This window comes from Humidesulfovibrio sp. (assembly GCF_035560995.1).
GTDB lineage: Bacteria > Desulfobacterota > Desulfovibrionia > Desulfovibrionales > Desulfovibrionaceae > Humidesulfovibrio.
Genome location: NZ_DATMYK010000127.1, coordinates 1 through 5,626, shown reverse-complemented (window position 1 = coordinate 5,626; position 5,626 = coordinate 1). Strand labels below are relative to the sequence as shown.

The 5,626-nt window shown below is 69.3% G+C and carries 6 protein-coding genes; 2 read left to right on the top strand and 4 right to left on the bottom strand.

What is annotated here, in order from left to right:
* Positions 1 to 241 precede the first annotated feature (241 nt).
* Together VN419_RS05065 and VN419_RS05060 are read right to left on the bottom strand one after the other, a co-directional pair.
* Entirely contained in the window at positions 242 to 709 is a 468-nt protein-coding gene (locus tag VN419_RS05065; protein WP_325645112.1) for a MarR family transcriptional regulator, read from the bottom strand.
* A 23-nt stretch (positions 710 to 732) separates the two neighbouring features.
* Positions 733 to 2,652, bottom strand: a complete 1,920-nt coding sequence (locus VN419_RS05060; protein ID WP_325645110.1) for a cation-translocating P-type ATPase — start codon at positions 2,650 to 2,652, stop codon at positions 733 to 735.
* Positions 2,653 to 3,171: 519 nt separating this feature from the next.
* On the opposite strand from VN419_RS05060, the gene VN419_RS05055 reads away from it, so the two are divergent.
* Positions 3,172 to 3,612: a flavodoxin gene (locus VN419_RS05055; RefSeq protein WP_325645108.1), complete on the top strand. Its 441-nt coding sequence runs from the start codon at positions 3,172 to 3,174 to the stop codon at positions 3,610 to 3,612.
* Complete coding sequence (locus tag VN419_RS05050; protein WP_325645106.1) at positions 3,605 to 3,991, top strand: hypothetical protein; 387 nt, start codon at positions 3,605 to 3,607, stop codon at positions 3,989 to 3,991. The genes VN419_RS05055 and VN419_RS05050 overlap by 8 nt, the downstream gene beginning before the upstream one ends.
* A gap of 80 nt (positions 3,992 to 4,071) precedes the next feature.
* Here VN419_RS05050 and VN419_RS05045 read toward each other — a convergent pair whose 3' ends face one another.
* The gene (locus tag VN419_RS05045) at positions 4,072 to 4,920 is read right to left on the bottom strand and encodes a 3'(2'),5'-bisphosphate nucleotidase CysQ (protein WP_325645104.1); all 849 of its coding nucleotides are present in this window, start codon (positions 4,918 to 4,920) and stop codon (positions 4,072 to 4,074) included.
* Positions 4,917 to 5,573, bottom strand: a complete 657-nt coding sequence (locus VN419_RS05040; RefSeq protein WP_325645102.1) for a hypothetical protein — start codon at positions 5,571 to 5,573, stop codon at positions 4,917 to 4,919. The genes VN419_RS05045 and VN419_RS05040 overlap by 4 nt, the downstream gene beginning before the upstream one ends.
* Between the last annotated feature and the right edge of the window lie 53 nt (positions 5,574 to 5,626).

Below are 5,626 nucleotides of genomic sequence, written 5' to 3'. Positions count from 1 at the left end.
TCCACAGCGTGAAGCCCGCCCCAAGCGCCAGAATCAGACAGACAGCGATTTCTTGCCACATGACACTCGTCTCCTTTCGTTTCGGCGCGCCCACGCGGGCCTGCGCCGTCGAGACGGTGTTTATTGAAATTGAAATTCGATGTCAACTAGGGCAGTGAGGAAAAAGATTGCCCGGCGCGGGCCGAAACCTGCGCAAGGCGCTGCCGCCGGGCGCGGCGGAGAAATGAAGGAAAGTTTTGGGCTAGAAGTGCTGCACCAGCCGGCGCAGCATGTCGAGCAGGCGGTCCAGCTCGTCCGGGGTCAGGGCTCCGGCCATGTCCTGGGAAAGCTGGCCGTGCAGCTTGTGGTGCTCCTCAAAGAGCTTGGTCCCGGCCGGGGTGAGGCCCACGCGGATGGAGCGGCGGTCCTCCGCGTTGGGCTTGCGCTCCACCAGTTCCGCGCGCTCCAGGCGGTCCACCAGCACGGTGAGCGAACCCGTGGTCACGCCCATCTTCTCGGCCAGCTCCTTCATGCGCAGGTGCCCGCAGGAGCCAAGGATCTCCAGGGTGTGCATCTGCTGCAGGGTGATGCCCGTCTCGCGCACCACGGCCTGCTCCCAGGAGGAGAAGCGCTCGTAGAATTCGATCAGGAGCCGGGTGAACTCCTCGGTCTGGCGGTGCTCGGCTTCCGGCTGGGCGGGCGCGCAGGCGTTGGGGTGGCGCTGGGCCATGATGTCCTCCTGAGGGCTGGGGCCTAGGCCCCGGCGCTTCTGTCCTTGTACAGCAGAAGGCTTGCCGAGGCCAGCACCACCAGAATGGAGCCGCCGTTGTGGAACAGCGAGGCCGCGATGGGCGAGAGCAGGCCGGTCATGCCGCCGTAAACGGCCACGGTGTTCGACAGAAGCCCCAGGCCGATGTTCATCTTGACCACGGAAAGCATGCGCCGCGAGAGCGAGACCACGAAGGGCAGGCGGGAGATGTCGTCGCGCACCAGGGCCATGCCCGCCGTCTCCAGGGCTACGTCCGTGCCTGCGGCGGCCATGGCGATGCCGATGTCCGCTCCGGCCAGGGCCGGTGCGTCATTCACGCCGTCGCCCACGTAGAGCACGCTGCGGCCCTGGCTCTGGAAGTCGCGGATCACCGCGAGCTTGTCCTGGGGCTTCAGGCCCGACCAGCGTTCGGTGAGGCTCAGGGATTCGGCCATGCGGGCCACGGGCGCGGGTTCGTCGCCGGAGAGCATGCCCAGACGCAGAAAGCCCAGGCAGCGCAGCGATTCGCAGGTGCCCAGGGCCGTGGGCCGGGCCGTATCCGAAACGGCCAGCAGGCCCAAGGGGACGCCGTCGGCCAGGACGATGAGCGCGGTTGCGCCGCGCTGGCGCATGGCCGCAAGGCTCGTGGCAAGCTCCGGCGGCAACGCGGCCTCGCCGGAGCGCGAGGCCAGAAGCGCCGGGCCGCCCACCTCCACCGCGCGCGCTGCGCCATCAAGCATGAGCGTGCCGCGCACGCCCAGCCCCACCTCGGCCACCACGCCCTCGGCTTCCGGCGCGGCCACGCCGCGTTCGCTTGCTGCGCGCAGCACGGCGCGCGCCAGGGGGTGCGAGCAGTGGCGCTCCACCCCGGCGGCGGCGGCCAGCACCGTGGCCTCGTCCACGCCTTGTGCGGGCGCGATCTCCTCCACGCGGGGTTCGCCCAAAGTCAGGGTGCCGGTCTTGTCGAACAGCGCGGCGTCGGCCCTGGCCGCGGCCTCCATCTGCGCGCCGCCCTTGATGAGCACGCCGGAGCGCGCGGCGCGGGCAACGGCGGCCACGGTGGCCGTGGGCGCGGCCAGAAGCAGGGCGCAGGGGCAGCCCGCCACCAGCACGGCCACGGCGCGGTTCGGGTCGCCGCTTACCGCCCAGGCGATGCCCGCCAGGGTCAGCACCAGGGGCGTGAACCAGCGCGCGTAGGAATCCACGAAGCGCACGGCCTTGGGCTTGTGGGCCTCGGCTTCCTCCACCAGGCGCATCACGCGGCCCAGGGTGGTGTCCGCGCCCACCTGCCCGGCCTCGATCTCGATGACGCCGTTGTAGTTCAGGGTGCTGGCCAGCACGTTGTCCCCGGCCGTGCGTTCGCGCGGGACGGATTCGCCGGTGATGGTGGACTCGTCCACCGCCGTGGAGCCGGACACGATGACCCCGTCCACGGGGATGCGCTCGCCCGGGCGCACCAGCAGGCGCTGCCCGGGGAGGATGTCCTTCACGGGCACGGTGTTGGGACCGTCCGGGCCGAGCAGGGTGGCCTCCTGCGGGGTCATGCGCGCCAGGGACTGGATGGAGCGCCGGGCGGATTCGCTGATGGCCTCCTCAAGCAGGGAGCCCATGGACATGATGAAGCCCACGATGGCGGCGGTGAGGATTTCGCCCTGGATGAGCGAGGCCGTGATGGCCAGCGCCACCAGTTCGTCCACGTTGACGCGGCGCTCCATGAGTCCCTGCGCCGCGCCCCAGATGATGGGCAGGCCGGTGAGGGCCACGGCCGCAAGAGCCAGGACCTGCGCGGCCCAGGCAGGAGCCAGGCCGAAGCTTTCCCAGAGGTAGGAGGCCAGGGCGAAGCCGCCGCCGGCCAGGCATTGCAGGGTCTCGCGCTGCTGGAGCAGTTCCTGGTATTCGCCGAGCTTGGAAAAACGTCCGATCATGGGGGCCCTCTTTTGTCTTCCTCCCCAGCCGCCGGGGAAGTGTCTTGATGTGCAAATAGCAATGCTGCAAAGTATTTTGAGTGTCAAGTAATTTGATGCGGTGAAATAGACGGGCAGCGGAAGAGCGAAAATCGGGGCGCCTTTGGGAATCGCGGAAGAAACTTCGCCTGGGCTGCCGTTGGGCGAAGGGGAGAGCACTGCTTCGGTCCGGCGCGCAACGCCGTGGGTGCGGACGTGTGCCGGGTGAGTGCCTGTGCGCAGCGCAGGGGATCGCCCCGCCGCCGGAGGAAGAGGAGCGTCGAGGCGGCGGACGTGCGGCGGCCATGCGCCGGTGCGGCCCGGCGCGATTCCGTTCGGCGCGGCGTTGCGCGGTGCGCAGGAGCTGTCGATAGGTGGGGGGCTTTGGTCCAAAGAAAAATCAGGTTTGGTGAAAATACTGCTTGATTATGAAAATGAATTTCAATATCAAGACAGCGACCGGCCGAGCCGGGCAGGAAACCCCCAACAAGGAGACTTGAAATGGCCAAAGCGCTCATCGTGTACGGATCCACCACCGGCAATACGGAAACCGCCGCGAGTTACGTCGGCGCGGCACTGAACAAGAAGGGCTGGGAGACCGTGGTCAAGAGCGCGGAGGACATCTCCGCCAAGGGCCTGGCCGAGGGCTTCGACCTGGTGCTGTTCGGCTGCTCCACCTGGGGCGACGAGGACATTGAGCTGCAAGACGACTTCGTGCCCCTGTTCGACGAGCTGGACCAGGCCGGGCTTTCCGGCAAGAAGCTGGCCGTGTTCGGCTGCGGCGACACCAGCTACACGCATTTCTGCGGCGCGGTGGATGCCATCGAGGAAAAGGCGACGGGCCTGGGCGCGGTGCTCGTGGCGGGCTCGCTCAAGATCGACGGCGACCCGGAACGCGACGACGTGACCGCCTGGGCCGAAGAGGTGGCCGCCCATGCATAAGGGGTGCTCCGGCCGCTGCCGCACGTTGCTGTATGTCTCCAATCTGTGGAAGGAAGGCATGAGCGTCTTCCAGGCGGGAGACGCCGCCCAAGGCGAGCTGCTGCAACGCAAGGCCCTGGCCCTGCTGGCCGAGCTGAGCGGCTTCCCCGTGGTGGAGGCCAAGATCCGCAATAACCTGGGCGTGATTCTGAGCTGCTCCGGCCGTGACACCGAGGCCCGCTGGGAGTTTGTCCAGGCCCTGACGCTGCTTTCCGGCCGCGTGGAGCCGGGCACGCGCTTCCACCAGGTCATCGCCAACAATTACGCCCAGACCATGGTCCGGCGGGCGCTGCCCGCGGCCGCGGACGCGGAGGCGGCCCGGCTGGCCATCGCCAGCTAGCCCCAGCCCGCTAGTCAGAACGCTTCCAGGGGCCGCGCCGCAAGGCTTTCGTAAGGAAAGTCCGGCGCGGCTCCGGCGCGTCACAGGGGTCGGGCAGAGGCCAGAAACGGTCCGTTGGCGAGGTCCTGCTTGTTCACCGGCAGGCGGGCGCCGGGCACGCCGCCCTCGAAGCGCAGCACGCTGCCCCCGGCTCCCTCCACCACGGCCTGCCCAGCCGCCGTGTCCCACTCCCGCGTGAAGTTGAAGCGCGGGTACAGGTCTGCAGAGCCCTCGGCCACCAGACAGAACTTCAGTGCGCTGCCCGCCGTGATGCGCATGGGCGGCGGCCCGCCCGCCAGGTAGGCCTCCAGCTCCGGCGAGGGGTGCGAGCGGCTGGCCAGCACCACCAGGTTGGCCGGGTTGGGCTGGCGCACGCCTATGGCCCGCCAGGGCCCGGCGGTATTCGCCGCATTGGTCGCGCCCGACGCGTTGGGCTCCGTGGCGGAGCTGCGCCGGAACGCGCCCAGGCCCAGGCCGCCCACGTAGGTCTTGCCCCACAGGGGCACATGCACCGCGCCCATGGTGGGGAAGCCGTCCTCGGCCAGGGCGATGCACACGCAGAATTCCCCCAGCTCCTTCACGAACTCCTTGGTGCCGTCCAGCGGGTCCACGATGAACAGCCGCCGCCAGCGGGCGCGCTCTTCATACGCCAGGGCCGCGCCTTCCTCGGATAGCACGGGCACGCCCGGAAAGGCGAGCGCGAGCCCGCGCAGGATGACCTCGTTGGCGGCGGTGTCGGCCTGGGTCAGGGGTGAGGCGTCGTCTTTGTAGGCCACCTCGAAGCCGTCGCGCCGCACGTCCAGAATGGCCTGCCCTGCGGCCTCGGCGATATCCGCCAGGGCCGTCAGCTCGCGAATCGGCGGCATCTGCGGTGCGGCCGGGGCCGTCATTCGGTCCCGTCTTGCGCGCTCAGGCGCAGGGGGGCGTGCGCGCCGCGCAAGACGTCGGCCACGGCCGCGCGGGAAAGGGGCGCGCCGTCCAGCTCGAACTCCGCCTGGGCCAGGGCGTCGGGCCGTTCGTCCAGCAACTCGGCCAGGCGGCCTGCGCGCAGCTCCACCCCGTGGCGCAGCACCTGGGCCAGGCATTCCACGGCAACGGTGTTGAAGAGCTTCAGGGTGACGCGCAAGGGCCGCGCGGGTTCGCTCGCGGCCTCGTCCTGCCACACGGGATGGCAGTCCTGCTGTCCTGCCTGCTGTCCCGACTGCTGTTCCACCTGATGGGTGATGCCTTCGCGGTACACGCCGATGCGGCTGCCGCGCTGCATGGCGATGCCCGCCACGCCGGGCAGGGCTCCGGCCAGGGCCAGCACGCTGCCCGGCCGGGCGAAGTCCGCGTCGATGTCGTCCACCGGGGAGCCGTCCATGAACACGGTCTGGATGCGCGTCTCCACGCATTCCCGGCCCAGGCCCAGGTCGTCGGCCAGGGTGGCCCGCAGGCTGCATCCGGCCGTCACCTCCACCGCGAAGCCCTCGCGGGCCAGGGGCGTCAGGGCCTCCAGGGCGGCCGCCGGGGCCTTCAGCAGCAGGTTTCGTGTACTCGCCATGGATTCTCCCCTTGTTATGCTGCGGACGACATATGTCTTGAATGACATAATAC

Bases quoted from the DNA above. Each gene is read 5' to 3' on its own strand.
- VN419_RS05045 (WP_325645104.1), bottom strand. From the start codon at position 4,920: ATGACGGCCCCGGCCGCACCGCAGATGCCGCCGATTCGCGAGCTGACG.
- VN419_RS05065 (WP_325645112.1), bottom strand. From the start codon at position 709: ATGGCCCAGCGCCACCCCAACGCCTGCGCGCCCGCCCAGCCGGAAGCC.
- VN419_RS05050 (WP_325645106.1), top strand. From the start codon at position 3,605: ATGCATAAGGGGTGCTCCGGCCGCTGCCGCACGTTGCTGTATGTCTCC.
- VN419_RS05060 (WP_325645110.1), bottom strand. From the start codon at position 2,652: ATGATCGGACGTTTTTCCAAGCTCGGCGAATACCAGGAACTGCTCCAG.
- VN419_RS05040 (WP_325645102.1), bottom strand. From the start codon at position 5,573: ATGGCGAGTACACGAAACCTGCTGCTGAAGGCCCCGGCGGCCGCCCTG.
- VN419_RS05055 (WP_325645108.1), top strand. From the start codon at position 3,172: ATGGCCAAAGCGCTCATCGTGTACGGATCCACCACCGGCAATACGGAA.